This is a genomic window from Radicibacter daui (assembly GCA_030657355.1).
Taxonomy (GTDB): domain Bacteria; phylum Pseudomonadota; class Alphaproteobacteria; order Radicibacterales; family Radicibacteraceae; genus Radicibacter; species Radicibacter daui.
This window is the reverse complement of sequence record CP131056.1, coordinates 3842752-3868528: the sequence shown is the minus strand read 5'-3', so window position 1 is coordinate 3868528 and position 25777 is coordinate 3842752. Positions and strand designations below refer to the sequence as shown.

The following is a 25777-nucleotide window of genomic DNA, read 5'->3' as shown; positions in this document are numbered from 1 at the left end:
GGCGGCACGCACCCGAAAGGAACTGTTCCCGTGGTAGAGATTCGCAAGCTTGATGATGGCGTGAGCGTTGCCGGCCAGCCGACCGAGGCCGATTTCGCCGAATTCGCCCGTCTGGGTTTTCGCAGCGTCATCAACAATCGCCCCGATGGCGAGGATGGCGCGCCGGGCACCGAGGAAGAGGCGGTCTGGGCCGCCAAATACGGCCTTGAGTACCGCCATCTGCCGATGACGGCGGCCAGCCTGACGGCCGCCACCGTCAGCGATTTCGGCGACGCGCTGGAAGAGATGCCGGGCCCGGTGCTGGCGCATTGCCGCTCCGGCACGCGCTGCTCCATCCTGTGGTCCATCGACGCCGTCGGTCGCCGCAGCGAAGCGGTGGAAGACGTGCTGGAGACGACGGCGGCCGCCGGTTACGACCTCTCCGGCCAGTTGCCCTTCATCCTGCATTATGCCCGTCAGGACTGACGGCGCTTCTGCGGCGTGCTGAAACACAAAACGGGCCGGCGATCATTCCGCCGGCCCGTTTTGTTTACGCCTCCGGCCGCCTTCAGCCGTCCGGGCCGTTGACGGCAGTTGCTGCTGCGGGCTCGGGGTCCGCAGCACGCGCCGGGCGCGTATTGATCCAGGTGCCAAGGCAGATGAGCGCGGCGCCGATAACGAGCCAGAAGCTCAGCTCCTCGCCATAAAGCGCCCAGCCGACGACGGCGATCAGCGGCAGGCGCAGGAAATCCATCGGAACGACGACGGAGGCATCGGCTGCCGTCAGCGCCTTGCTGATGGCGTAGTGTGCGGTCAGCGCCGTCAGGCCGACGGCCACGATCCAGGGCAGTGTCGCCAGCGTCGGCCATTGCCAGTGCGGCAGGGCGCCGACGAGCGCCAGCGGGGTCTGGAACAGCAGCATGTAGAAGACGACCGAGAGGGAATCATCCGTGCGGGTGATTCTCTTGGTGCAGATATGGGTAATGGCAAAGGTGATCGCCGCGCCGATCATCACCAGCGACATGAGGTTGACGAGGGCAAGGCCTGGTCGCAGCAGCACCAGAATGCCGGCAAAACCGATGAAGACGGCGGTCAGCTTGCGCCCCGTCAACCTTTCGCCCAGCAGCAGCGGGGCGAGTAGGGTGGTCCAGATCGGTGTGGTGAATTCCAGCGCGAACACTTCGGCCAGCGGCAGCACCGTGATCGCGACGAACCAGCCATACTGGCCGCTGAAATGAATGACAGCGCGGGCGAAATGTAGCGGCAGTTGCCGTGACTTCAGCCGCCAGAAGCCAAGGCGCGGGGCAAGCGCGCCGATCACCACCAGCCCGACAAGGCCGCGATAGAACAGAATCTGCCAGGTGGAGTAGTGGCCCGACAGCATGCGGCCGGAAATCGCCATGCCGGAGATGCAGAAGAGGGAAAGCCCCATCCACAGGCCGGCGCGCAGCAGGGCGGGCATCGGGCGGGCGGGGTCGGCTGTCGCGCTCATCTTCCGGGGCTGCCTGCATCAAAAAGGGCGGGCATGAAAGCCGGCCAAAAGAAGAGTGGCGGCCCAGGGCCGCCACTCTCGATTCATCCCGATATCGCGTTGACCCTGTCGGGATCAACGTACGTAGATATGAACCTCGCTGGTCTGCGCCTGCGCCGACGAGCGGGCCGAGAGCGTGATGCGCTCGGCCGGCAGGCCAAGGCGCACCAGCGAGCGCATCACGCCTTCGGCGTTCCGCTTGGCGCTGGTGGAGGTGAGGGCGATATCGGCCGGGCTGCCGTTGGACGGGCTGACGGCCACCACATCGAAGCGGGCATCGGGCTTGCGCTCGAGTGCCTTGCTCACGGCCTGGTAGACGGCCTGCTCGTAATCGACATCATCGCGCTCGAAGCGGATGACCACCAGCGGACGGCGGCTGTCATCCTGCGCAGCACCGGCAAGCGGAGCGGCGGCCATCGGCGCGGCGCCGGTGGCGCTCACTTCCTGGGCACGGAAATAGGCGCGGTTGGCAAGGCTGGAGCCGAAGGCTTCGCCCTTGCTGATGGCGAGCGAGAGCGACTGCAGGTCACGCCGTTCGGCGGACACATAGTCGGTCGAGCGCTGCATCTCGTCAGTGGTCTGCGTCAGCAGGCGCTGGATCAGCACTACAGTCTGGTTGGTGCGATCTTCCAGCACGGAGAGCTGGCGGTGATCTTCTTCCACGGCGCCGGACAGGCCGAGCGTGGCGCGTACCGAATCAAGCAGATAGGCGCCGACGGTGGAGGAGGCCGCCACGTCGTTGCTCAGCTTGTTGAGCTTGCCGATCTGCTGGGAAATCTGGTCGAGCTGGGCCTGAGCCTCGTTCCACTGGGAAACCAGGATCGGGTTGCCCGGCGTGGTGCCCACCTGCAGGCGGGCATTAATCGCGGCGACGATGCCGTGATAATTCTGCGCGATCGCCGTGTTGGCGGCCAGGATGCCATCCAGATCGGAGGCTTCGGACTGGACCTTGCCGTTCAGCTGGCCAAGCTCGTCATGGAGCTGGGCTGCCTTGCGCCCCACTTCCGTGCCGCTCTCGGTAAAGCCCGGCAGGGGAACGGTGGTAAAGGCGTCTGCATTGGTCATCACGGTCGCGCTGACCGGTGTTGCCTGCATTTCCGCCTTGCTGGGAGCGATTTCGGTCCTGGTGCCGCCTTCGGGCTTCTCGCCGGACAGCGAACCAAGGATACCGTTATATCCGCCACTGCATCCGGCCAGCGCCATAGAGGCCGCTATCAGCGCAGTTACAATCGTGCCGTTATGCCGTAGCCGAGCCATCCCCGCGCCTATCCCCCTCAAATCTGCTGCCCCGCCACCCTGGCTTTTTATCTCGCAGGGTCCAAGGTGCCGTGCACTGCACCTATGGCGAAGGTTTCCGGTTTTTCCAAGGGCCATCCGTCACGGGGGCCGGCGACAGTGGCTGTCGTCAGTCCGGACAGTGGTCCAAGGCGATCAATTCCCTACTACCATTGTTTTGGAGTCTTTGACTCTTTTGGCAATTTGGCTGGGATATTACGCGGGGGTGCAGCCCCGGACAAGGACGATATCTAAGGGAGCCCCGGCGATGCCGTTGAGGAGCCGAGGAAATTATGCATGGCCGGCCCCCAAAAAAGCCCTTGCAAGGCCCGAACTGTTTGTCTAGGTTCCGCGCCACCGAAACGGACGGCGCTTCGAAAGCGGCGCAAAACCGGTCGGAAACAGCCATGCGCTCGTAGCTCAATTGGATAGAGCATCTGACTACGAATCAGAAGGCTGGAGGTTCGAGTCCTTCCGAGCGCGCCATTCTAAAGCCCCTTGAATTTCCTCACGGAAATTCGGGGGTTTTTGCTTTTGGGGCTCTTTTCAGCAGGCCGGCGTCTCTCGCCGCAGCGGCCATGAAAAAGCCCGGCGCCGCGGGAAGCGGGCCGGGCCAGTCGGGCAGAAAGCTGCCTCGGGAGTAGTCCTCGAAAACAGGGCCGGATCACACGATGCCGGAGCCGCCGGCATTGGGGTCGGCCGGCCGGGCCTCGGCCACTTGGGCGCGATAGCCGGCGGCACGATAGGTCGCCACCGGATCTATGGCGCCGCCGGCACGCTGGCGCACCATGGCCAGCAGCGGGGCGACATCGGTGGTGTAGGCGCGCTTCAGCGTCTGGGCTGCCATCAGCGCATCATTCTCCTGCTGGTATCCCTCCAGCGCCTTGCGGTCGATGAGGAGGGCCTGCGCATAGGCGCGCACCACTTCCATGGCGCTCGTCATCAGGCTTTCGATCGGGTCGGTTACATTGTGCGACTGGTCGAGCATGTAGCCGGGCTCGAAGCCGGGCGCCTTGCGGCTGGCCGCATCCACCAGTTCGTTGAAAACCAGAAAGAGCTGGTAGGGGTTGATGGCGCCGGTATCGAGGTCGTCATCACCATATTTGGAATCATTGAAGTGGAAGCCGCCCAGTTTTTTGAACTGGATGAGGCGCGCCACGATCATCTCGATATTGGTGTTGGGCGCATGGTGGCCGAGATCGACGAGGCACCAGGCCTTCGGCCCCAGTTCCTGTGCCGCCAGATAGTTGCTGCCCCAGTCCTGGATGACGGTGGAATAGAAGGCCGGCTCGAACATCTTGTGTTCGAGCATCAGGCGCCAGTCGTCCGGCAGGCGTTTGTAGATTTTGCCGCAGGCTTCAAGATAGCGCTCAAAGGCGCGGGTGAAATGCTGCTGGCCGGGGAAATTGGAACCGTCGCCGATCCACACCGACAGCGCCTTCGACCCGAGCGCCTCGCCGATCTCGATGCACTCTATATTGTGATCCACCGCCTGTTGCCGTGTGGCGGCATCGGTATGGCTGAGGCTACCATATTTATAGGAGAGCGCCTGACCCTTCTGGTCCTGGAAGGTGTTGGAGTTCATGGCGTCGAAGCCAAGCCCGCGCGCGGCGGCATGGGCCTTCAGCGCCTTTGCATCCTTCGGCCTGTCCCAGGGGATGTGCAGCGACACCGTCGGGGTGGAGCGCGTCAACTGCTGGATGACGGAGCAGTCATCCAGTTTCTCCTCAATGCCGCGCGGCTCGCCCTTGCCGGGAAAACGCGCAAAGCGGGTGCCGCCGGTGCCGACACCCCAGGAGGGGATGGCAACAGCGAAACGGGCAACCTCGGCCGCAATCTTCTCGATATCGATGCCGCGGCGGGCAAGCTGGCTTCCCAGCGCCTGATAGTCTTCGTCCAGCGTGCGCTGGCGCTTTTCATTTTCCGCCGTGAGGATCGCGGCGCTGATCAGCAGCTCGGTCATGGGCGTTTCTTCCTTGGCGGCGCCGGTCTGAGACCGGCGCCGTTGTTATTCTTCGCGTCTTCCGGTCGGGCTTCAGTCTGCCATCCGGCCGTCAGCGGGTGAATGCCGTCAGCGCGTGAAAGATTGGGCGTTACCGGCGTCGACGTTCATGATGTTGCCGGTGGATTTGGCCGACATGTCGGAGACGAGGAAGTAGATCGCCTCGGCGATATCTTCCGGCAGCACGTTGCGCTTCAGCATCGAGCGCTGGCGGTAATGCTCTTCCAGCTCATCCGGCTTCATGTTGTAGGCGGCCGCACGCTGCTCGCGCCATTCGCCGGTCCAGATCTTGGAGCCGCGCAGCACCGCGTCCGGGTTCACCACATTGACGCGGATACCATCACCGGCGCCTTCCAGCGCAAGGCAGCGGGCCAGATGGATTTCTGCGGCCTTGGCCGTGCAATAGGCCGCCGCGTTCGGAGAGGCGGCAAGGCCGTTCTTGGAGGCGACGAAGGCCACCGCGCCGCCCAGCTTCTGCTTCTTGAACAGGCGGAAGGCTTCGCGCGAGACAAGGAAATAGCCGGTGGCGAGGATGTCGATATTGCGGTTCCACATCTCCAGCGGCGTGTCTTCTATCGGCGCCGAAGAGGAGATGCCGGCATTGGAGACCAGAATGTCGAGACCGCCATATTCCACGGCAGCCTCTGCGAAGGCGGCGATGACGGCATTTTCCTGCGTCACATTGACGAGGGCGGTGCGCACATTGTCGCCGGTAAAGCGGCGGCCGAGTTCTGCCGAGGTGGCGGCGAGCGCGGCCTCGTCGATATCGGCCAGCACCACGCAGGCCCCTTCGCCCAGCAGGCGCTCCGCGGTCGCGCGGCCGATGCCCCCGGCACCGCCGGTCACCAGCGCAACACGGCCAGCAAGGCTCTTGGGTTTGGGCATGCGCTGCAGCTTGGCTTCCTCAAGCAGCCAGTATTCGATATCGAAGGCTTCCTGCTCGGAAAGGCCGACATACTCGCTGACCGTCGAGGCGCCGCGCATCACATTGATGGCATTGACGTAGAACTCGCCGGCAATGCGCGCCGTTGCCTTGTCCTTGGCGAAGGTGATCATGCCAACGCCCGGCACCAGATAGACCACGGCATTGGCGTCTCGCATCGCCGGGCTGTTGGCGTGCTTGCAGCGCTCATAATAGCCGGCATAGTCGCCGCGATAGGCAGCCACCGCCTCGGGCAGGCCCGCCAGCACGGCATCAAGATTGTCGGCGGCGGGATCGTAGGCGACGACCAGCGGGCGGATCTTGGTGCGCAGGAAATGATCAGGGCAGGAGGTGCCGAGCGCGGCGAGTGCCGGCATGTCATTCGCGCCGACAAATTCCAGCACGGCGGCCTGATCATCAAAATGGCCGACCTTGCGCTCTTCCTGGCCGATGAGGCCGCGCAGGGCTGGCATCAGCTTCGCGGCGACGGCGCGGCGCTTTTCCACCGGCAGGGCCGTGTGTTTTGCTCCGCCAAAGGCCGGCTTGCCGGCGCTCTGCCCGGCAAACCAGCTGCTGGCCTTGTTGATGATCTCCAGCGTGATCTCGTAGCATTCATGCGCCGTCTTGCCCCAGGTGAAGAGGCCGTGGCTTTCCAGCACCACGCCGCGCGCCTTCGGATTCTCGAGCACAAACTTTTCCAGCCACAGGCCAAGCTGGTAGCCCGGGCGCCGCCAGGGCAGCCAGCCGATATCCTCGCCGAAGATTTCCTTCGTCAGCGCCTTGCTGTTCTTCGAGGCGGCAATGGCGATCACGGCGTCCGGGTGCATGTGGTCAACATGCGGGAACGGCACATAGGCGTGCAGCGGGGTATCGATGGAGGCCGCACGCGGATTGAGGTTGAAGGTACAGTGGGGCAGGTAGCCCACCATCTCGTCTTCATGCTCGGGGCCACGATAGATGCCCTTCAAGGCGCGCAGCTTCTCCATATAAAGAGTGGAAAAGCCGTCGAGCTTCATGGAGCCGACATCGCCGCCCGATCCCTTGACCCACAGCACCTCGACCATTGCGCCGGTCAGCGGGTCCTTCTGCATCACCTTGGCCGAGGTGTTGCCGCCACCAAAATTGGTGATGCGCTTGTCCGAACCCAGCAGGTTCGACCGGTAAAGCAGCAGTTCCGGCTCGCTCTTGCCGGCCGCCGCGGCAGCATCCCATTTCGAGGGGATCGGAGCGGTGGCGCTGGTTGGGGCCGTTCCGGTAATGATCGTCATCAGGTGGCGTCCTCTTGATCGGCGGCTTGGCTGGCCGGGCGCGCCGCGGCTTTGTCTGGCGGCGTCTGGTTTCAGGCGTTCCTCTCGAACGGCCTCGGGTCTTGCGGCCCCATTTGGCAAAAGGTCCGTCTTCGAGCTGGAGCGATCCTAGAGCCGCCATCCGAGCGTGGTCAATCAAGTTTGATCAAAATATTTCATTTTGCGTCGCAACATTGATCTTTTGCGGCGCAAAAATGATCATAAAAGATCAAATATGATTGACAGCGCTCTTATATGCAGGATGATCAGCGCCATCAGGGAGCAATTGATGCACGAAATCGAGCGCCATAGAGTGATTTTGAGTGCGGTGAACGACCGGGCTGTGGTGACCATTGCCCAGCTTGTCGATCTCACCGGCGCTTCAGAAGCCACGATACGCCGCGATATTACGGCACTTCACGTCCAGGGTCGCGTCCGCAAGGTGCGCGGCGGGGCGGAAGCGCTGCATCCTCCGCAGCAGGCGGCCATTGTCGGCCGCCCCTTCTCTGTCAACGAAACCGTCAATTCCGATCATAAACGCGCAATTGCGCGCGCTGCGGTGGAACTGTGCGCAGACGGGGACTCCATCATCATCAATGGCGGCACCACGACCCACCAGATGGTGCATTTCCTGGCCGCGCGCCGGATGCAGGTACTGACCAACTCGTTTCCGATTGCCGAGCATCTGCTCAAGCATTCCAAGAACACCATCACGGTGCCGGGCGGCGCGATCTATCGCGAGCAGAACATTATCCTCAGCCCGTTCGGCAACGATGTGACCACCAATTTCTACGCGTCCAAGATGTTCATGGGCGCGCAGGCCGTGGGGCCGCTCGGCATCATGGAGGCCGATCCGCTGCTGATCCAGGCAGAGCAGAAGCTGATCGACCAGGCGGACGAGCTGATCGTGCTGGTGGATGCCAGCAAGTTCGACCAGCGCTCCAGCCTCATCCTGTGCCCGCTCACACGGGTTTCGACGATCATCACCGACGACCGGATCAATACCCGGGACGCGAAGATGGTGGAGCAGGCGGGGGTCCGCCTGATCGTGGCGCCGCGGGAAACGCGGGCAAAGGGGGCCGGAACATCGGTTGCCTGACCCTCTGCCCCATGGCCGCAAGAAGCCGGGGCAGGGGAAGGATACCGGGTGCGGCCATAACAGAAAAAACAGGCCAAATCCCTCAAGTTCATGGGGAGGAAAGGGAAACATGAAACTCTTGAAGATTCTTGCCGCGACGGCTGCCGTCGTGGCCACCCTCAGCGTGGTTCAGGCCGAAGCTGCCCCGGTGCGCATCGGCCTCGTCGTCAAGGCTTTGGGCATCGGCTTCTTCGAAGCCGCCAACAAGGGTGCGCAGGAAGCCGCCAAGGAAGTGGGCGATGCCGAGGTGATCTACACCGGCCCGACCACCACCACCGCCGAAGGCCAGATTGAGGTGATCAACTCCCTCATCGCCCAGAAGGTGGATGCGATCGCCGTTTCCGCCAATGACACCGATGCGCTGGTCCCGGCGCTCAAGAAGGCGATGGATCGCGGCATCAAGGTCATCTCCTGGGATAGCGGTGTGGCCAAGGAAGGCCGCCTGATGCACCTCAACCCCTCCAGCAACCCGCTCATCGGCAACATGTGCGTGCTGCTGGCCGAGAAGGTGCTGCCGGAAGGCAAGGGCGATTTCGCCATCCTTTCCGCCACCCCGACCTCGACCAACCAGAACACCTGGATCGAGGAGATGAAGAAGGTCCTGCCGCAGCATCCGGGTATGAACCTCGTCTCCACCGTTTATGGCGATGACCTCGCCGACAAGAGCTACCGCGAGACGCTGGGTCTCTTGAAGAGCAACCCGGGCGTCAAGGCCATCGTCGCACCGACTTCCGTCGGCATCGTGGCGGCTGCGCAGGCCGTTGAAGATCAGGGCCTCGTCGGCAAGGTCTATGTGACCGGCCTTGGCCTGCCGTCCGAACTGGCGGGCCATGTGAAGGCCGGCTCGGTCAAGAGCTTCGCCATCTGGAACCCGATCGATCTTGGCTACTCGGCCACGATGATCGCCTACAACCTCGTCAAGGGTAAGGCCGAGGCGAAGCCCGGCGCTTCCATCCCGATGGGCCGCATGGGCGAAGTGACGCTGGATGAAGACAGCACCGGCGCCATGGCCGACCCGTTCGTCTACGACGCCAAGAACGTCGACGAGTTTGCCAAGATCTTCTGATCCTGACCGGAGCGGCCCTTCGGGGCCGCCCCTTTCAAATGTCGGTGCTGCCGGAAGGGGGAGTGTCCGCCTTCCGGCCAGTGCCCTCTGCGGCCCTTGCCCCACTCTGCTGCGCCCGGCTTCCGCCGGCTCCGGCAAACCCGGGTGGCCGTAGCGCTTTCAAGCGATTTCTGGTGTCGTTTCATGGTGACTGTTTCCGCTCAGAAGCCCTCCGGCGAGGGGCCAGGCGAGGCCCAGGCGTCACAGCCTTTTCCGGTGATGCCGGGAGAGCCGGCGCCGCTCCTTTTCATGCGGGGCATCGCCAAATCCTTTCCAGGCGTGCGGGCGCTCGACGGTGTGGACCTTGCCCTTTATCCGGGGCAGGTGACCGCGCTCATCGGCGAAAACGGCGCCGGAAAATCTACCCTCGTCAAAACGCTCACCGGCATCTATCAGCCCGATGAAGGGCAGATCCTGCTGGAAGGCGAGGCCGTTACCTTCGATGGCGCCGAAGACGCCATGCGCCGCGGCATCACCGCCATCCATCAGGAAACGGTGCTGTTCGACGAACTGACGGTGGCCGAGAACATCTTCATGGGCCAGCAGCCGCGCACGCGCTGGGGCTTCGTGGACTGGAAGCTGATGCGCGAGCGCACGCGTGAAATCTTCGCGCGGCTCGAAACCGATATCCATCCCGATACGCGCCTGCGCGACCTTGGCATTGCCCGCAAGCATCTGGTGGCGATTGCCCGCGCCCTGTCGGTGGATGCCAAGATCGTCATCATGGACGAGCCGACGGCTTCGCTCTCCCACAAGGAGGTGGAGGAGCTTTACGCCATCGTCGATACGCTGAAGGCCGAAGGCAAGGCGATCCTCTTCATCAGCCACAAGTTCGAGGAAGTCTTCCGCGTCGCTGACCGCTACACCGTGTTCCGCGACGGCAAGTCGGTCGGCTTTGGCCTGATGGCCAATGCCGATACCAACCATCTCATCCGTCTGATGGTGGGCCGCACCGTCGATCAGGTTTTCCCCAAGATCGAGACCGAACCCGGCGAGGCGGTGCTGGCGGTGGAAGGCCTCTGCCACCCCACCGAGTTTGCAGATATCTCCTTCACTCTGCGCAAGGGCGAAATTCTCGGCTTCTACGGCCTTGTCGGTGCCGGGCGCAGCGAGGTGATGCAGGCGCTTTTTGGCATAACGGCCACGAGCAGCGGGTCGGTGACGCTGGGCGGTCAGCCTTATCGTTGCACGCACCCGCGCGAGGCGCTGGAAGCCGGCCTTGTCTATGTGCCGGAGGAGCGCGGGCGGCAGGGCGTCGTGCTGCAATTGCCGGTGTTCGAGAATATCGCGCTCCCGTCGCTTGGCCGAATCTCGCATTCCGGCTTCGTGCGCATGGCCGAGCAGTTCGATCTTGCGCGCGGCTACGCACGGCGCCTGCAGCTCAAAGCCCACAGCCTGTCGCAGGAAGTGGGCACGCTTTCCGGCGGCAACCAGCAGAAGGTGGTGATCGGCAAGTGGCTCGCCATGGGGCCGCGCGTCATCATCCTCGATGAGCCGACCAAGGGTGTCGATGTCGGCTCCAAGGCCGCGATCCATGGTTTCATGAGCGAGCTGGCGGCCCAGGGGCTCAGCGTCATCATGGTTTCCTCTGAAATTCCCGAAATTCTCGGCATGTCCGACCGGGTGATGGTGATGCGCGAAGGTCGCATCGTCGGCGCTTTCGAGCGCGGCGGCCTCGATGCCGAAACGCTGGTGCGTGCGGCGACCGGCAACGAAGGCGCGGCTTCCACCTCCGGTACTGCCAGTCAGGAGCAGGCTCATGCAGCCCCTCATCCGTAACCGCGAATTCCTGCTGGCGCTGGTCGTCATCGCGCTCATCGCGCTCATCGGCCTGCGTGCGCCGGAGTTCGTGACGCCGGGCAACCTCGCCCAGGTCTTTACCGATACCTCCATCCTGATGATGCTGGCGCTGGGGCAGATGGCCGTCATCATGACGCGCTGTATCGACCTTTCCGTTGCTGCCAACCTTGCCCTCTCGGGCATGGTGGTGGCGATGGTCAATGCCGCCAATCCTGCCATCCCGATGCCGGTTCTGTTGCTGCTGACACTGGTGGTCGGCGGCGCGCTCGGCGTCGTCAACGGTCTGCTGGTCTGGCGTGTCGGCATCCCCTCCATCGTGGTGACGCTCGGCACGCTTTCCATCTATCGCGGCACCATCTTCCTGCTTTCCGGCGGGGCGTGGATCAATGCCCATCAGATGAGCCCGGCCTTCATCGGCCTGCCGCGTGTCGAGTTTCTCGGTCTGCCGCTCCTTGCCTGGACGGCAATCGTGATCGTCCTGCTGGTGGCGGCCGCCATCGCCTGGACCCGGCTTGGCCGTGCCTTCTATGCCGTGGGCGGCAATCCGACGGCGGCGGTCTATGCCGGGCTCGATGTCGGGCGCACGCAGTTTGCCGCTTATGTGATGAGCGGCCTTCTGGCCGGGCTCTGCGGTTACCTTTGGGTGTCGCGCTATGCTGTTGCCTATGTCGATATCGCCGGCGGCTTCGAGCTTGATGTGATTGCGGCCTGCGTCATCGGCGGTGTCAGCATTGCCGGGGGCATTGGCACCGTGGGGGGCGCTGTTCTGGGCGCTCTCTTCCTCGGCATCACCAAGAATGCGCTGCCGGTCATCGGCGTCTCGCCCTTCTGGCAGATGGCTATTTCCGGCGGGGTCATCATCGCCGCCGTCATCATCAATGCCCGCAGCGGTCGCCGCCGTGGACGCCTTATCCTGCGCGAAGCACAGGCCCAGTCATGACCGACCATACGCTCGATACCCTGGCCGGGTCGCCCGGCACCCTGCCGGACCGGCTCGATCTCGGCTGGCGGCGCTGGATGCGCTGGGAGGTGCTGCTGCTGGCGGTCGCCATCGGCATCTTCCTCATCAACTCCTTCGCTTCGCCCTATTTCCTCGATCCGTGGAACCTGAGCGACGCCACCTTCAACTTCACCGAAAAGGCGATCATCGCGCTCGCCATGGCGCTCTTGATCATCGCCGGCGATATCGACCTGTCCGTCGCCTCGATCATTGCGCTTGCCTCTGTGACCATGGGGGCCGCGGCCGAGGCCGGTGTCGGCACGCCGGGGCTGGTGGCGGTGGGCCTGTTGACCGGCCTTGCGGCGGGCGCTTTCAACGGCTTTCTCATCACCCGTTTCCAGCTGCCCAGCATCGTCGTCACCATCGGTACGATGAGCCTCTTTCGCGGCATCTGCTACATCGCGCTCGGTGACGGGGTCTATCGCAATTACCCCTCCAGCTTTGCCTGGTTCGGCCAGGGATATGTGTGGTGGGTGTTCTCGTTCGAGCTGGCGCTGTTTGCCGTGCTGGCCTTCCTGTTCGGCCTTCTCTTGCACAAGACGGTCTTTGGCCGGCAGATCTTTGCTGTCGGCAACAATCCGGTGGCGGCGCTCTTTTCCGGCGTGCGGGTGCAGAAGGTACGTTTCTCGCTCTTTCTGCTGACGGGGCTTGCCAGCGGCATTGCTTCCATCCTGCTGACGGCCCGTGTCGGCTCCACCCGGCCTTCCATCGCGCTGGGGTGGGAGCTTGAGGTGGTCACGATGGTGGTGCTGGGCGGTGTCAGCATCATGGGCGGTTCGGGCACCATTGTTGGCGTCGTTATCGCCGCCTTTGTCATGGGGCTTGTGACCTTCGGCTTCGGCCTGCTCAACGTTCCGGGCATCGTCATGTCCATCTTCGTCGGGCTGCTGCTCATCGGCGTCATCGCGCTGCCGATCGGCATTCGCAAGCTGGCGCGGCGCTGGCAGGGCGTATCGGGCAGGGCGAAGCGATGACTGTCATCATCGAAAATGGCCGCGAGAAATATGCCTTCCGCATGCAGCTGAACCCCGGCTGCCTTGAGGAATATCGCCGTCGGCATGACGAGATCTGGCCGGAACTGGTCGATCTGCTGCACGGCGCCGGGGTCACCGACTATTCGATCTTTCTGGATGAGGCGAGCAATGCGCTCATCGGTGTGCTGTGGCGGCGGCTCGATCACACCATGGCCGCGCTGCCGGAGACGGCGGTGATGAAACGCTGGTGGGCGCACATGGCGGATATCATGCTGACCCATGGCGATAACGAGCCGGTGGCAACGCCGCTTGTGCCCGTCTTCCACATGCGCTGAACGGCCCTGTTGATGACCCGTGCCATTGCCGTGCTCGATATCGGCAAGACCAACGTCAAGCTGGCGCTGGTCGATGCCGCAACGCTCGCCGAGCGCCGTCTGCTGACCCGTCCCAACCAGCCGGTTGGCACCGGCCCCTATCCGCATTTTGATGTGGAAGGCCTGTGGAACTGGCTGCTGGATGGCCTAGCCCAGCTTGCGCGCGATGCGCAGATCGGTGCCATCAGCGTCACCACCCATGGCGCCTCGGGCGTGCTGGTGGATGCGGCGGGGCCGGTGCTGCCCGTGCTCGATTACGAGCATGACGGGCCGGATGAGTTTGCTGCCGACTATGAGGCGATCCGGCCGGACTTTGCCGAGACCTATGCCGCGCGCCTGCCCTCGGGCCTCAATCTTGCGCGCCAGCTTTACTGGCAGCAGCGGCTTTGGCCGGAAGCCTTTTCCCGGGCAACAGCCTTTCTTGCCTATCCGCAATACTGGGCCTGGCGCCTGTCGGGGGTGATGGCGAGCGAGGTGACCTCGCTTGGCTGCCACACCGACCTCTGGGATCTGCGCAGCGGCGAGCCTTCCTCACTGGTGCGCAAGATGGGCTGGGAGCATCTGTTGCCGCCGGTAAGGCCGGCGGCAGATACGCTGGGCCCGGTCCTGCCGGAGATTGCCCGGCGCTGCGGCCTGCCGGCGGATTGCCGGATTGTCTGCGGCATCCATGACAGCAACGCCACGCTGTTGCCGCATGTGCTGAGCCGCCCTGCACCCTTTGCCGTCTTTTCGACCGGCACCTGGGCGGTGCTGTTTTCCGTCGGCGGCAGCCTGGCGACGCTGGAGCGTACACGCGACTGCCTTGCCAATGTCGATGCGCTTGGCCGCGCGGTTCCCTGTGCCCGCTTCATGGCGGGGCGGGAATGGGATGCGATGATGGCCGGCGCCGAACCGGCACCTTTCGATGACGCTGTGCTGACGGCGATGATCGCACGTGGGGTGATGGCTTTTGCCGGCTTTGCGCCGGGCGTCGGGCCTTTTCCGGCCGCCAGGGGCGGGTGGAGCCAGCCGGTCTCCAGTCTTTCCTCAGCCGAGCGGACGGCGGCGGCGGCCTTGTCGCTGGCGCTTAGCGCCGATGAGTGCCTGAACCTGACAGGGGCGGGCGGGCCGGTGCTGGTTGAAGGGCCGCTGGCGCGCAATGCCTGGTTCTGCACCGTGCTTGCCGCCTTGTGCGGGCGGGAGGTGCAGGCACTGCCGGGCTCCACCGGCACCACGGCCGGCGCGGCACTGCTTGCGCTCGGTCTCGACCATCGGCCGGCACGTGAAGACGGCACGCGTTATGCCCCTTCTGCGCTCGCCGGTCTTGAGGGCTATCGCACCTTGTGGCGCGAGCGGGCGCTCAAGGGGTTGCAGCCTGCCGCATAGAAGCAGATCTGATATATAAAGATATCTTTATGCTTGAAACGGGCCGGCCGGGCTGATAAACCCGGCGTCAGATAAATTCGCCCATTCCACATTGTTACCGGAGTTCAAGCCATGGCCGAGGATTTCAAGGTCAAGGATCTCTCGCTTGCCGACTGGGGTCGCAAGGAGATCACCATCGCCGAAACCGAAATGCCGGGCCTCATGGCGCTGCGTGCGGAGTTCGGCAAGTCCCAGCCGCTGAAGGGCGCCCGCATCGCCGGCAGCTTGCACATGACCATCCAGACCGCCGTTCTCATCGAGACGCTGACGGCGCTGGGTGCTGAAGTGCGCTGGTCCTCCTGCAACATCTTCTCGACCCAGGACCAGGCTGCCGCAGCGATTGCCGCTGCCGGCATCCCCGTCTTCGCCTGGAAGGGCATGAGCGAGGAAGAGTTCTGGTGGTGCATCGAGAAGACCATCGAGGGCCCGAACGGCTGGGTTCCGAACATGATCCTCGATGATGGCGGTGACCTGACCCAGGTCATGCACGACAAGTTCCCCAAGCTGCTCGACGACATCAAGGGCATCTCCGAAGAGACCACCACGGGTGTGCACCGTCTCTACGAGATGGCCAAGAAGGGCACGCTCAAGGTGCCGGCCATCAACGTCAATGACAGCGTCACCAAGTCGAAGTTCGACAACCTCTATGGCTGCCGCGAAAGCCTCGTTGACGGCATCAAGCGCGCCACCGACGTGATGCTGGCCGGCAAGGTTGCCGTCATTGCCGGTTATGGCGATGTGGGCAAGGGCTCGGCCGAGAGCCTGCGCAGCCAGGGCGCCCGCGTGATGGTCACCGAAATCGACCCGATCTGCGCACTGCAGGCGGCGATGGAAGGCTATCAGGTCGTGACCATGGAAGAGGCCGCTCCGCTCGGCGACATCTTCGTCACCTGCACCGGCAACATCGATGTCATCACCGTCGATCACATGCGCCAGATGAAGGACCGTGCGATCGTCTGCAACATCGGTCACTTCGACAGCGAAATCCAGGTTGGCGCGCTGCGTAACCTCAAGTGGCACAACGTCAAGCCGCAGGTGGACGAGGTCGAGTTTGCCGATGGCAAGCGCATCATCCTGCTCGCCGAAGGCCGCCTCGTGAATCTCGGCTGCGCCACCGGCCACCCGAGCTTCGTGATGTCCGCCAGCTTCACCAACCAGGTGCTGGCCCAGATCGAGCTGTGGCTGAACCATGCCAAGTATGACCGTCAGGTCTATGTGCTGCCGAAGCACCTGGACGAGAAGGTTGCCAAGCTGCACCTCGCCAAGCTGGGCGTGAAGCTGAGCACCCTCTCCAAGGAGCAGGCTGACTACATCGGTGTGGAAAGCGCCGGCCCGTTCAAGCCGGATCACTACCGCTACTGATCGGTGCTGCCGGGGCGATCAACCGGCAGTCAAAAGAAACCCTGCGCGAGCATTTGCTCGCGCAGGGTTTCTTTTTTTTAAGGCAGTTATGCCAATTATGTGCGATCCATTGTGCCGGTATCGTGTCGATTGAGGCGCTGGCTGGAAGGTAGCTCACTCGCCCTGGGTGACAGCGGGGGAACTGTGTCGCATGGCGGCTTTCAGGTATGACTTCTCAGCCGTCTCGGTGATGGTGGTGGAAGATAACGACTACATTCGATCAGTGCTGTTCGGGGTGCTGCAGTCGCTGGGATGCGGCAAGGTCTCCAAGTTCAAGGACGGCAAGGAAGCGGTCGATTACCTGCAACTGATGAGCATGTCGCCCGAGCGCGCCGGCGCGCTGGGCGTGGATTTTGTCATTACCGACATGCTGATGGAGCCGGTGGACGGGTTCGGCCTGCTCAAATGGATCCGCATGAGCAAGGATTCACCGGACCGGTTCCTGCCGGTTATCATGATTTCCGGATTTGTCGACCGCGACGCGCTGGCGCGGGCCCGCGATCTGGGGGTGACGGAGTTCCTGGCCAAGCCCTTCTCGGTCAGTTCCGTTGCCAAGAAGATCGAAGCGGTGATCGAGCGCCCGCGCCCCTTCATCCGGTCGGAAACCTATTTTGGCCCGGACCGCCGTCGCACAAGGCTGGCGGGGTATAATGGCCCCGAACGGCGCGAGCAGACGGAAGCAGACTGCGAGGTGGTTTATGAGTGACGACAAGCAGGGCCAGCCGCCGGCCAAGCCGCAGGCCAAGACGCGCATTTTCAAGCCGCGCAACAAGCTGAAGGCCAAGGTCACCGCCGGCCAGTCTCCCTTGCCGCCGGGCGAGGAAGGTGGTTTTTCGCGCGCGGCGCTGGAGAAGGCCGAAGCCGAGCTGGCTGAAGCTGCAGCGCGTTATGCGGAATGGGCGCGTACCACGCTGGATGAGCTGCTGGAGTTCTACCGCGAGGCGTCGGCCGGTGCCGGCGACGTGCGCCAGGAAGCTGTGCGCAAGATCAGCCGCATCGCGCATGAGCTGCGTGGACAGGGGGGTACCTTCGGTTATCCGCTGGTTACCAGCTTTGCCAGCTCGCTCTTCCGCTTCACCGAGAATGAAAGCGCCATCAGCGACGAGCGCCTGCTCGTCATCAAGGCGCATTGCGACGCCATCCGCGTGGTGCTGCTGCAGAACATCACCGGCGATGGCGGTGAGATCGGCCAGGCGCTGGTCAAGGCCTTGCAGCAGGCCATCGCCAAGTTCCAGACCGCCTGAGAGTGCCGGCCTGTCTCCCGGTATCCGGTGAGCGGCTGCGCCTCAAAGCGCGACTTCGGCAAACCGGTCGAGCAATTTGCCGTCAAAATGGGATCCCGCCCTTTCGCGCATGTGCGAGAGGGCTTGATCCTTGCTGAAGGCGGGCTTGTAACAGCGCCGGTCTGTCAGCGCGACATAGACATCGCAAGGGGCTGCCAGCAGGCTCGCCTCGTCGATCTCGCTGCCCTTCAGCCCGAAGGGATAGCCGGTACCGTCCAGCCTTTCATGGTGGCGCGCGGTGACCTGGGAGGCCTCCCGGCTGATGCCGGGCAGGGCCTCCAGGAGGCGCATTCCGCTGCCGACATGCGTTTCCATCGAGGCGCGTTCGCCGGGGGTGAGCGGGCCCTGCTTGTTCAAGACCGCGAGCGGCACCTTGAGCTTGCCGATATCATGCACCAGCCCGGCTTCGGCGAGCAGCTCGAGGTCGCCCCGGCTCATGCCTACATAGCGCCCGAACATGACCATCTGGGCGGCCACCCGGGTCGAGTGAACCCAGGTGTAGTCGTCATGCTGGCGCAGCGCGTCCAGCAGGGCAGAGACATGGCCGTCGGAGCAGGCATCGACCAGAAGCCGCGAGCCATGACGCAGCACCTCAAGCTCCACCACGCCGGCCGCGCCGGACCCGAAGGCGGAAAACAGCTTGAGCGTGGTGGCCAGTAATTCCCGGTGCCGGGGGCGGAGGGACTGCCAGCTTTTCTGGACGCTCCGGCGCATCAGCCGCTGGACGGTCGCCCGCAAAACCGTCGGCAGCAGCGGGCGGGTCAGCATGGCTTCGGGGGCAAATTCGCTGAAACGCTCTCCGCCCGGGCGCAGGGCGCTCTGCACCATCAGCACCACAGGGGAGGCGGCAGTGGCCGGGTTGAGCCGCAGGGCCTCGACAAAATCAGCGCCGGCTCTTGGCAGGTTGTCGCTGACCAGAACCACGCCAACCCGCCCCTCCGGCAGGACGAGGTTGGTGATGCTCATGGCGTCGCGCATCCAGACCGTCTGGAAATCGTAACGGAAGATATCCTCGATGCGGTTGAACTCGCGCCGGTCAATATCCGCGACGACGAGATAGGGCAGATCTGAGGATGGGCAATGCGCCATGGATTCCAGGGTCCGGTGTCGTTCCAGAAACAGGCGCTCTGTCTGCGCGCGCGCCGGTGCCATCGATGTGTCGACCATCGATTGCGGGCTGGTTTCGCCCGGCAAGGATGTCAGGGTCCCGGCGCCCGAACGATGCGGGCAGGAGCCTGAAGGGTCAATCTGACCGGAGGGGGAGCCCACCCTGACAGGAAGGATGGAGGGCAGTATCCGCTTTGCCGTCCCGGTGATCCGGATGGAGCGCAGCGGGTGGCTCAGAGGGCGACTTCCGCGAGGCGCTCCACCAGCTTGCCATCGAGCTGGCCGGATGCGGACATCTCGCGCATGCGGACGATGGCCTGCTCTTTGGTCAGCATCGGCTTGTGGCAGCGGCGGTCGGTCAGGGCGATATAGATGTCGCAGGTCGCGCCCAGCAGGCTGGCCTCATCGATCTCTGCCCCCTTGAGACCAAAGGGATAACCGCTGCCATCCAGCCTTTCATGATGGCGGGCGGTGACATTGATGGCTTCGATGCTGACGCCCCGGATCGCCTCCAGCAGGCGCACGCCGTGGCTGACATGGGATTCCATTGCCGCGCGTTCGCCGGCGGTCAGCGTTCCCTGCTTGTTGAGCAGGCTGGGCGAGAGTTTCAGCTTGCCGATGTCGTGCACCAGCCCGGCTTCGGCCAGCCGCGCAAGGTCGGCATCGTTAAGGCCGGCCTGCCGGCCAAACATCACCATCTGCGCCGCAACCCGCACCGAGTGGACCCAGGTGTAATCGTCGTGAAGCCGCAGGGCATTGAGCAGGCCGGCGATATCGCCATTGGCACAGGCATCGACGAGAAGGGCGGCGCCATGCTGCAGGTCAGCAAGGTCGAGCATGCCACCCTCGCCGGGTTTCAGCGAATAGAACAGGCGCAGCGTGGTGGCCAGCAACTCCTGCTGCGTGGCGGAGAGCGCCTGCCAGCCGAGTTGCACATGCCGTCGCATCAGGCGCTGGACGGTTGCGCGCAGCACCGTGGGCAGCAGCGGGCGCGTCAGCATGGCTTCCGGGGCAAATTCGCTGAAGCGCTGGTCGCCCTGGCGGCCGGTATTCTGCACCATCAGCACGACCGGTGTGTTGGCAACGCCTGGGTTATTGCGCAGGGCCTCGACAAAATCGGCACCGGCGCGCGGCATGGTATCGCTGACCAGCGCCACGCCGATGCGGCCTTCCGGCAGCTTCAGCGTGGCGATGCTCATCGCATCGCGCATCCACACCACCTGGAAGTCGTAGCGGAAGATATCCTCGATACGGCTCAGCTCGCGGCGGTCGGTGTCCGCCACGATCAGGTAGGGCAGGTCTGGGGGCAGACTGCTCGGCATTTCTCGGGGTCCGAATTCTTTCTCTCAGGTTGTGGCTCCAGACCTTAAACGGGCCGCAGGCACTGACCGGTCGTCAGGTCCGCGGGCTTTTGCCTGCCGGGCGGCCTGATGACAAGGGTATTCCTGTCACCAGTACGATGGTGACGAGCCCGGCAAGGGTCAACCTGTCCAGAGGTGGAGCCCCTGCCTGCAGAAGGGGCAGGAGTGAAAGATTCCACAAAAGGGCAAGGGGGCCCGGAGCTGGCAGGGGAAGGCCGCTTGAATGGCGGCGGGCAAGGCGGGCCAGCAGGTGCCCGAGAGCAAGGGCAAGGCCCGACGCAAGCACCCAGGGCCAGGCGGTGGGGGTTACCGGCTGCCAGCTCAAAAGCGCCGGCAGGGCTCCAAGGGGCAGGGGCAGGATGAGCCCGTAAAAGAGCCGGGCGCCAGCCGGCTCCGCCGCCAGATGCCGCAGGGCGTAAGCTTCGGCAAGGGCCCGCAGTGCACCCGCCGCCAGCGGCAGGAGCGTGAGTGCCATGGCTGCTGCCGGCAGTCCCTTCAGCGTCAGGGCAAGCATCAGGATGAGGAGCCCCGCGGCGCTTGCCAGCGCCTCGGGCCGTCGGCGCGCGCCGGCAAGGGTGAGGGCGGCATAGCTCCCCGCTGCAAGGCCGAGGCTGACCGGCATTCCAAGGGGTTGCAGGCCGGCGTACAGGCAGGCGAGAGAGACCGTGCCGAGCACTGCAGTGGCGGCATGCTGCCGAAGGCGCGCGGTGCGCAGATGATCGAACCGGTAGAAAAGTGCGGCCAACGGCAGCAGAAACAGAAGGCCGAAAAGCAGTTGCAGGAAGGCTGGCTGGAAACCGGCCCCGGCGATGCCGCTCCGGGCGAGGCACCAGAGCCCGGCAGCGAAAGCGCCGGCCTCGGCAATCGCCGGAACAAGGCGCCAACCGGCACGCAGCGGGGCAAGGAGCATCAACGGGCGCGAGGATGGGCGTTCTGGTAGATGCGCAGCAACTGCTCGGCATCCACATCGGTATAGCGCTGGGTGCTGTTGAGCGAGGCATGGCCCAGCAGGTCCTGAATGCTGCGCAGATCGGCCCCGGCAGAGAGCAGGTGGGTGGCAAAGGAGTGCCGCAGGGCGTGGGGCGTTGCCGTCTCCGGCAGGCCGAGCGCCCCGCGCAGCACACGCATCTGCCGTTCGGCCACGCCGCTTGAAAGCCGCCCGCCGCGGGCGCCGACAAAGAGCGGGCTCTCCGGCGTCACGGCAAAGGGGCGCGCTTCCAGATAACGGGCAACGGCCTGCCGCACCGGCTCGATGACCGGCACAAGACGCTGCTTGCGGCCCTTGCCATCGACCCTCAGCCCTTCTTCTCCCCGCGGGAACTGGCCGACGGTAACGGAGAGCGCTTCGGAGATGCGCAGGCCGCAACCGTAGAGAAGCGCCATCAGCGCCCGGTCGCGCAGGCCGATCCAGCGCTCTTCCGGCATGTCGGCGGCTATGTCGACCGTTGCCAGCGCGTCGGCCTGGGTGAGGGGGCGGGGGAGCTTTTGCGGCCGCCTGGGGTTGCGCACCAGCGTGGCCGAAGGGTTGTGCATCAACCCCTGCCGGTCCAGCCAGCGAAAGAAGTTACGCACGCCGGACAGGTTGCGGGCACGGCTGGCAACACCGGCGCCCTCCATCGCCCGGCGGGAGAGCCAGGCGCGAAAATCGGAAAGGGCCGTATCGGAAAGGGCATTCAGGCTGATCGCCTCGCCCTTGTGGCCGGCCAGAAAAGTCAGGAACTGTTCGATATCGCCCTGATAGGCGCGCAGCGTGTGCGTAGAGGCATTGCGCTCGATGGTCAGCCATTGGCGCCAGCGGGCAAGGGCATCGCGCAGATCGGCGGCGGCTTGCGGCCACCAGACCGCTTCGCCGCTGGCCGCGCTGTCGGGCGCCTCAGCCGGCGCCATCTTTCTGCGCACCGGCAATCAGCCGCTCGACCACCTTGATGAAGAAACGCAACTGGTCGGTGGCCATCGTGGGGTGGAAGGCCAGCGGGTCGCGGCTGCCGAGCGCCACCAGCGCCAGCGGGAAGCCGGGCCCGAGATCAAGCCGGGCAAGGGCGTGGGAGCGGATCGAGCCGGCTCCTTCGCCAAAAATCAGCGGATCGGCCTCGCTGTCGGGGGCCAGATGCAGCGGGCGGGTGCCGACGCGGGCCTCAACACTGCCTTCGGGCACCACGCGGGCACCGGAAATCACCTTGTCGCCGGGGCCGGGCTCGGCGGCCAGCACGATGCTGTCGACATCGAGCATCGTCGGCAGATCCTGCGTCAGCGCGCGGGCAAGGGCATCGGCGGTGCTGCTGTCGATCAGACGCAGAAGGGCGGCAAACAGGCGGGCTTGCGCTTCCTGATTGGCGCGCGCCGTCTCGATCACCGTCTCAAGCTGGTTTTCCAGTGCGGCAACCTGGTCGCGCTGGCGGGCGATGAGGGCGCCGCGGAAATCCACGACGCCCCCGCCGCTATCCGGCAGATCGGAGGCGGCGATGAGTTCCGGGCGGTCCTGCAGGAATTCCGGATGGGCGGCAAGCCAGCCTGCCACCTGCTCCGCATCCAGCGCATCGGCCGAAAGGCCGCCCGCTGGCTTCTTTCCCTTGGATCCGGTTTCCGGACGTTCCTTCATCGTCACTCCTGATAACCTGAGGCCTGGTTGCCCCCGGTCTTACTCGGCAGCCTTGGCGTTGCCAAGGATGGTCTGGCCGGTTTTGGCCCAATCGGACACAAACGCCGCCAGACCCTTGTCGGTCAGCGGATGGCTATAGAGCTGACGGATCACCGACGGCGGCATGGTGGCGACATGGGCGCCCATCTTGGCCGATTCGATCAGGTGGATCGGGTGGCGGATGGAAGCCACCAGAACCTCGGTCTTGATGTGATCGTAGGCGGCGTAGATCTCGACGATGTCGCTGATCAGGTTCAGGCCGTCCTGCCCGATATCGTCGAGACGGCCGACGAACGGGGAGATGAAGGTCGCGCCGGCCTTTGCAGCCAGCAGCGCCTGCGCCGGCGAGAAGCACAGCGTAACGTTGACCTGGGTGCCGGCATCGGAAAGCTGCTTGCAGACCTTGAGGCCGTCGACGGTGAGCGGAACCTTCACGCACACATTCGGGGCGATCTTGGCGAGGTAGCGGCCTTCAGCCAGCATGGTCTCATAGTCGGTCGCGGCCACTTCGGCGCTGACCGGACCGTCGACCACTTCGCAAATCTCGCCGATCAGCTCGATGAAATTGCGGCCCGACTTGGCAATCAGGGACGGGTTGGTGGTCACGCCGTCGAGCAGGCCGGTGGCAGCGAGATCCTTGATCTCATTGAGGTCGCCGGTATCGACAAAGAACTTCATCGGGTGCATTCCTTCGCTGGTCAAAAGCCGCGGCACGGGGGTCGGGTGGTGGCGCATCCGGCGCGGGCTTGCCGCCTCCTTCGACGAGGGGAGGCGCGATCCTGATTGTTGAAACGGGGGCGCTGCTGTCGTCGGGGGCGCCTTAGCGGCCAAAACTAGGCGCTCACGCCAGCACGATCAATCTCTCGTTGGGCCAAGGGCGGCTTTTGCCATCGCCGCTGCACTGGCAGTAGAAAAGGGGCCAGCCCAAGGAGACCGGATGCCGAGCCGCAACACCCCGCAAGATGCCGCCCAAAGCCTGCTGCTGCCCGAACTGGCGCAGAAGGATGCGGTGCGCCTTGCCGCCGTGTTGCTGCCGCTGCCGCTTGCCGGCCCCTATCATTACAGCGTGCCGGAGGGGCTGGATCTGGCGCCCGGCGATATCGTCGAGGTGCCGCTCGGCCAACGCCGCCTCATCGGCGTGGTGTGGAGCCTTGGTGGGGAGCCGCCGCAGGGAACGAAGCTCAAATCCGTTCTCGGGCTGATGCCGGTACCGCCGATGGGCGAGGTGCTGCGCCGGTTTGTAGACTGGGTTGCGGCCTATACCCTCTCGGCGCCGGGGGCCGTGCTGCGCATGGCGCTTTCCGTGCCTGCCGCACTGGAAGAGCCGAAGACGGTAACGGCATACCTGCCGGTCGAGGGTATGGATTTTGAAAGCTTGCCGCGCCTTACCCCGGCGCGGGCACGGGTTCTGCGGACTCTGGAAGGCATGCCGCCGCTGACCCCGGCCGAGATCGCCCGCGAGGCCGGGGTGTCGGCCGGTGTGGTGCGCGGCCTTATCGATGCAAGATTGCTGCAGCCGGTGGAGCTCTCGCCGCGTGCCCTTGGGGGCCGGCTCGACCCGACCTTTACGACGCCCGGCTTTTCTCCTGACCAGCAGGCGGCGGCAAAACTGCTGCGGCGGGCTGTTGCGGCCCATGCCTATTCCGCCACGGTGCTTGATGGCGTGACCGGCTCCGGCAAGACCGAGGTCTATCTGGAAGCCGTCGCCGAGGTGCTGGAGGGTGAGGGGCAGGTGCTGGTGCTGGTGCCGGAAATTGCCCTGACCCCTCAGATGACGGAGCGTTTCTCCCGCCGTTTCGGCGCCGCGCCGCTCATCTGGCATTCCGAGCTTACCCAGGCGCAGCGCCGCACCGGCTGGCGCTCGGTGGCGGAGGGGCGCAGCCGCGTTGTCGTCGGTGCACGCTCGGCGCTCTTCCTGCCCTTTGCCGATCTGCGCCTCATCATCGTGGATGAAGAGCACGAAGCCTCCTTCAAGCAGGAGGATGGCGTTGCCTATAACGGGCGCGACATGGCGGTGGTGCGCGCGCATCTTGGCGCCATACCGGTGGTGCTTGTCTCCGCCACGCCGTCGCTGGAAAGCGTGGTCAATGCCGATGGCGGGCGGTATGCGCGGGTTCACCTGCCGGAGCGTCATGGCGGGGCGGAGCTGCCCGAGATCAGCCTTGTCGATCTGCGCGCCGACAAGCCGGAGCGCCACCAGTTTCTCTCCACCGCGCTCAGGGATGCCTTGAAGGAAACGGTGGCCGCCGGCGATCAGGCCATGCTGTTCCTCAATCGCCGGGGTTATGCGCCGCTTACCCTGTGCCGGGCCTGCGGTCACCGTATCCAGTGCCCGCATTGCACGGCCTGGCTGGTGGAGCACCGCTTCCGCAAGCGCCTGCAATGCCATCATTGCGGCTATTCCACCCCGCTGCCGGAACATTGCCCCTCCTGCGGGGAAGCGGACAGCCTTGTTGCCTGTGGGCCCGGTGTGGAGCGGGTGGCGGAGGAGGTGGCGGCCCTGCTTCCTGAAGCGCGGGTGTTGGAGATGTCCTCCGACACCATGACCGGGCCGACGGCGATTGCCGAGGCGGTAGGGCGCATCCGTCGGCAGGAGACGGATGTCATCATCGGCACCCAGTTGGTGGCCAAGGGCCATCATTTCCCGCACCTGACGCTGGTGGGGGTGGTGGATGGCGATGTGGGGCTTGGCGGCGGCGATCTGCGCGCGGCGGAGCGCACCTATCAGATGCTGCATCAGGTGGCGGGCCGTGCCGGCCGCGCCCACAAGCCCGGCCGGGTGCTGATCCAGACCTGGCAGGCCGACCATCCGGTGATGCAGGCGCTGGCCGATGGCGAGCGCGACGAGTTCGTGGAGCGCGAGCTTCAGGAGCGCCAGCAGGCGGGTATGCCGCCATATGGGCGCCTTGCCGCACTCATCATCTCCGGCCCGGATGCCGATGCGGTGGATAATCTTTGCCGGCGCATCGCCCGCTCGGCGCCGCAGATAGCGGAAGTGCGGGTGCTGGGGCCGGCACCGGCGCCGATGGCGCTCCTGCGCGGACGGCACCGGCGGCGCTTCCTCATAAAGGCAGCCAAGGGCTTTGCGCTGCAGCCGCTGCTGCGCGACTGGCTGGGCGCGCTCGACGTACCATCAAACGTGCGGCTGCAGGTCGATATCGACCCCTACAGCTTCCTGTGAGGGGAAAGCCCCGCTT

The 25777-nt window shown here is 64.7% G+C and carries 22 protein-coding genes and 1 tRNA gene; 13 read left to right on the top strand and 10 right to left on the bottom strand.

Annotated elements, in window-relative coordinates; all coding sequences use genetic code 11:
- The first annotated feature begins 30 nt into the window (after window positions 1-30).
- Window positions 31-465, top strand: coding sequence for a protein tyrosine phosphatase family protein (locus QTL98_RS18040; protein ID WP_445679849.1), 435 nt, complete (start codon window positions 31-33; stop codon window positions 463-465).
- 82 nt (window positions 466-547) lie between these two features.
- Here QTL98_RS18040 and QTL98_RS18035 read toward each other — a convergent pair whose 3' ends face one another.
- Both QTL98_RS18035 and QTL98_RS18030 read right to left on the bottom strand, forming a co-directional pair.
- A complete protein-coding gene (locus QTL98_RS18035) occupies window positions 548-1471 on the bottom strand; it encodes a DMT family transporter (protein ID WP_445679848.1) in 924 nt (307 codons plus the stop codon).
- Window positions 1472-1585: 114 nt separating this feature from the next.
- A complete protein-coding gene (locus QTL98_RS18030) occupies window positions 1586-2767 on the bottom strand; it encodes a hypothetical protein (protein ID WP_445679847.1) in 1182 nt (393 codons plus the stop codon).
- Between the two features lie 427 nt (window positions 2768-3194).
- Here QTL98_RS18030 and QTL98_RS18025 point away from each other — a divergent pair.
- Window positions 3195-3271: transfer RNA gene (locus tag QTL98_RS18025), tRNA-Arg, on the top strand.
- Between the two features lie 178 nt (window positions 3272-3449).
- Here the strand turns inward: QTL98_RS18025 and rhaI are convergent.
- Together rhaI and QTL98_RS18015 are read right to left on the bottom strand one after the other, a co-directional pair.
- Window positions 3450-4748, bottom strand: coding sequence for an L-rhamnose catabolism isomerase (gene rhaI / locus QTL98_RS18020; protein WP_445679846.1), 1299 nt, complete (start codon window positions 4746-4748; stop codon window positions 3450-3452).
- Between the two features lie 108 nt (window positions 4749-4856).
- On the bottom strand, window positions 4857-6977 hold the full coding sequence (locus QTL98_RS18015) for a bifunctional rhamnulose-1-phosphate aldolase/short-chain dehydrogenase (protein WP_445679845.1): 2121 nt from the start codon (window positions 6975-6977) through the stop codon (window positions 4857-4859).
- Window positions 6978-7284: 307 nt separating this feature from the next.
- Here QTL98_RS18015 and QTL98_RS18010 point away from each other — a divergent pair, with 307 nt between their 5' ends.
- The 10 genes from QTL98_RS18010 (at window position 7285) to QTL98_RS17965 (ending at window position 17435) form a co-directional block, all read left to right on the top strand.
- Window positions 7285-8094 carry a DeoR/GlpR family DNA-binding transcription regulator gene (locus QTL98_RS18010; RefSeq protein ID WP_445679844.1) on the top strand — a complete coding sequence of 270 codons (810 nt, stop codon included), beginning with the start codon at window positions 7285-7287 and terminating at the stop codon, window positions 8092-8094.
- A 109-nt stretch (window positions 8095-8203) separates the two neighbouring features.
- Window positions 8204-9199, top strand: coding sequence for a rhamnose ABC transporter substrate-binding protein (gene rhaS / locus QTL98_RS18005; RefSeq protein WP_445679843.1), 996 nt, complete (start codon window positions 8204-8206; stop codon window positions 9197-9199).
- Window positions 9200-9457: 258 nt separating this feature from the next.
- Complete coding sequence (locus QTL98_RS18000; protein WP_445682183.1) at window positions 9458-11017, top strand: sugar ABC transporter ATP-binding protein; 1560 nt, start codon at window positions 9458-9460, stop codon at window positions 11015-11017.
- Window positions 10998-11978 (top strand): ABC transporter permease, encoded by a 981-nt coding sequence (locus tag QTL98_RS17995; RefSeq protein WP_445679842.1) that lies wholly within the window; start codon window positions 10998-11000, stop codon window positions 11976-11978. The genes QTL98_RS18000 and QTL98_RS17995 overlap by 20 nt, the downstream gene beginning before the upstream one ends.
- On the top strand, window positions 11975-13012 hold the full coding sequence (locus QTL98_RS17990) for an ABC transporter permease (protein WP_445679841.1): 1038 nt from the start codon (window positions 11975-11977) through the stop codon (window positions 13010-13012). The genes QTL98_RS17995 and QTL98_RS17990 overlap by 4 nt, the downstream gene beginning before the upstream one ends.
- On the top strand, window positions 13009-13347 hold the full coding sequence (gene rhaM / locus QTL98_RS17985) for an L-rhamnose mutarotase (RefSeq protein WP_445679840.1): 339 nt from the start codon (window positions 13009-13011) through the stop codon (window positions 13345-13347). The genes QTL98_RS17990 and rhaM overlap by 4 nt, the downstream gene beginning before the upstream one ends.
- Before the next feature lie 12 nt (window positions 13348-13359).
- Complete coding sequence (locus QTL98_RS17980) at window positions 13360-14751, top strand: FGGY-family carbohydrate kinase (RefSeq protein WP_445679839.1); 1392 nt, start codon at window positions 13360-13362, stop codon at window positions 14749-14751.
- A gap of 111 nt (window positions 14752-14862) precedes the next feature.
- The gene (gene ahcY / locus QTL98_RS17975) at window positions 14863-16152 is read left to right on the top strand and encodes an adenosylhomocysteinase (RefSeq protein WP_445679838.1); all 1290 of its coding nucleotides are present in this window, start codon (window positions 14863-14865) and stop codon (window positions 16150-16152) included.
- A 190-nt stretch (window positions 16153-16342) separates the two neighbouring features.
- The gene (locus QTL98_RS17970; protein WP_445679837.1) at window positions 16343-16897 is read left to right on the top strand and encodes a response regulator; all 555 of its coding nucleotides are present in this window, start codon (window positions 16343-16345) and stop codon (window positions 16895-16897) included.
- Window positions 16890-17435 (top strand): hypothetical protein, encoded by a 546-nt coding sequence (locus tag QTL98_RS17965; protein ID WP_445679836.1) that lies wholly within the window; start codon window positions 16890-16892, stop codon window positions 17433-17435. Before QTL98_RS17970 ends, QTL98_RS17965 begins: the two co-directional genes overlap by 8 nt.
- Before the next feature lie 42 nt (window positions 17436-17477).
- On the opposite strand, the gene QTL98_RS17960 is transcribed toward QTL98_RS17965, so the two are convergent.
- From QTL98_RS17960 to fsa, 6 genes are all read right to left on the bottom strand, one after another.
- Window positions 17478-18668, bottom strand: coding sequence for an HD-GYP domain-containing protein (locus QTL98_RS17960; RefSeq protein ID WP_445679835.1), 1191 nt, complete (start codon window positions 18666-18668; stop codon window positions 17478-17480).
- 146 nt (window positions 18669-18814) lie between these two features.
- Complete coding sequence (locus QTL98_RS17955; protein WP_445679834.1) at window positions 18815-19903, bottom strand: HD domain-containing phosphohydrolase; 1089 nt, start codon at window positions 19901-19903, stop codon at window positions 18815-18817.
- Between the two features lie 73 nt (window positions 19904-19976).
- Entirely contained in the window at window positions 19977-20852 is an 876-nt protein-coding gene (locus QTL98_RS17950; RefSeq protein WP_445679833.1) for a hypothetical protein, read from the bottom strand.
- Complete coding sequence (locus QTL98_RS17945) at window positions 20852-21829, bottom strand: tyrosine recombinase XerC (protein WP_445679832.1); 978 nt, start codon at window positions 21827-21829, stop codon at window positions 20852-20854. The genes QTL98_RS17950 and QTL98_RS17945 overlap by 1 nt, the downstream gene beginning before the upstream one ends.
- Complete coding sequence (locus QTL98_RS17940; protein WP_445679831.1) at window positions 21816-22541, bottom strand: DUF484 family protein; 726 nt, start codon at window positions 22539-22541, stop codon at window positions 21816-21818. Before QTL98_RS17940 ends, QTL98_RS17945 begins: the two co-directional genes overlap by 14 nt.
- A 39-nt stretch (window positions 22542-22580) precedes the next feature.
- Window positions 22581-23258, bottom strand: coding sequence for a fructose-6-phosphate aldolase (gene fsa, locus QTL98_RS17935; protein ID WP_445679830.1), 678 nt, complete (start codon window positions 23256-23258; stop codon window positions 22581-22583).
- 259 nt (window positions 23259-23517) lie between these two features.
- Here fsa and QTL98_RS17930 point away from each other — a divergent pair, with 259 nt between their 5' ends.
- On the top strand, window positions 23518-25761 hold the full coding sequence (locus tag QTL98_RS17930) for a primosomal protein N' (protein ID WP_445679829.1): 2244 nt from the start codon (window positions 23518-23520) through the stop codon (window positions 25759-25761).
- Window positions 25762-25777 lie beyond the last annotated feature (16 nt).

Excerpts from the sequence above, each read along its gene's own strand:
- QTL98_RS18035 (WP_445679848.1), bottom strand. The coding sequence starts at position 1,471 with ATGAGCGCGACAGCCGACCCCGCCCGCCCGATGCCCGCCCTGCTGCGC.
- QTL98_RS18030 (WP_445679847.1), bottom strand. The coding sequence starts at position 2,767 with ATGGCTCGGCTACGGCATAACGGCACGATTGTAACTGCGCTGATAGCG.
- rhaI (WP_445679846.1), bottom strand. The coding sequence starts at position 4,748 with ATGACCGAGCTGCTGATCAGCGCCGCGATCCTCACGGCGGAAAATGAA.
- QTL98_RS18015 (WP_445679845.1), bottom strand. The coding sequence starts at position 6,977 with ATGACGATCATTACCGGAACGGCCCCAACCAGCGCCACCGCTCCGATC.
- QTL98_RS18010 (WP_445679844.1), top strand. The coding sequence starts at position 7,285 with ATGCACGAAATCGAGCGCCATAGAGTGATTTTGAGTGCGGTGAACGAC.
- rhaS (WP_445679843.1), top strand. The coding sequence starts at position 8,204 with ATGAAACTCTTGAAGATTCTTGCCGCGACGGCTGCCGTCGTGGCCACC.
- QTL98_RS18000 (WP_445682183.1), top strand. The coding sequence starts at position 9,458 with ATGCCGGGAGAGCCGGCGCCGCTCCTTTTCATGCGGGGCATCGCCAAA.
- QTL98_RS17995 (WP_445679842.1), top strand. The coding sequence starts at position 10,998 with ATGCAGCCCCTCATCCGTAACCGCGAATTCCTGCTGGCGCTGGTCGTC.
- QTL98_RS17990 (WP_445679841.1), top strand. The coding sequence starts at position 11,975 with ATGACCGACCATACGCTCGATACCCTGGCCGGGTCGCCCGGCACCCTG.
- rhaM (WP_445679840.1), top strand. The coding sequence starts at position 13,009 with ATGACTGTCATCATCGAAAATGGCCGCGAGAAATATGCCTTCCGCATG.
- QTL98_RS17980 (WP_445679839.1), top strand. The coding sequence starts at position 13,360 with ATGACCCGTGCCATTGCCGTGCTCGATATCGGCAAGACCAACGTCAAG.
- ahcY (WP_445679838.1), top strand. The coding sequence starts at position 14,863 with ATGGCCGAGGATTTCAAGGTCAAGGATCTCTCGCTTGCCGACTGGGGT.
- QTL98_RS17970 (WP_445679837.1), top strand. The coding sequence starts at position 16,343 with ATGGCGGCTTTCAGGTATGACTTCTCAGCCGTCTCGGTGATGGTGGTG.
- QTL98_RS17965 (WP_445679836.1), top strand. The coding sequence starts at position 16,890 with ATGAGTGACGACAAGCAGGGCCAGCCGCCGGCCAAGCCGCAGGCCAAG.
- QTL98_RS17955 (WP_445679834.1), bottom strand. The coding sequence starts at position 19,903 with ATGCCGAGCAGTCTGCCCCCAGACCTGCCCTACCTGATCGTGGCGGAC.
- QTL98_RS17950 (WP_445679833.1), bottom strand. The coding sequence starts at position 20,852 with ATGCTCCTTGCCCCGCTGCGTGCCGGTTGGCGCCTTGTTCCGGCGATT.
- QTL98_RS17945 (WP_445679832.1), bottom strand. The coding sequence starts at position 21,829 with ATGGCGCCGGCTGAGGCGCCCGACAGCGCGGCCAGCGGCGAAGCGGTC.
- QTL98_RS17940 (WP_445679831.1), bottom strand. The coding sequence starts at position 22,541 with ATGAAGGAACGTCCGGAAACCGGATCCAAGGGAAAGAAGCCAGCGGGC.
- fsa (WP_445679830.1), bottom strand. The coding sequence starts at position 23,258 with ATGAAGTTCTTTGTCGATACCGGCGACCTCAATGAGATCAAGGATCTC.
- QTL98_RS17930 (WP_445679829.1), top strand. The coding sequence starts at position 23,518 with ATGCCGAGCCGCAACACCCCGCAAGATGCCGCCCAAAGCCTGCTGCTG.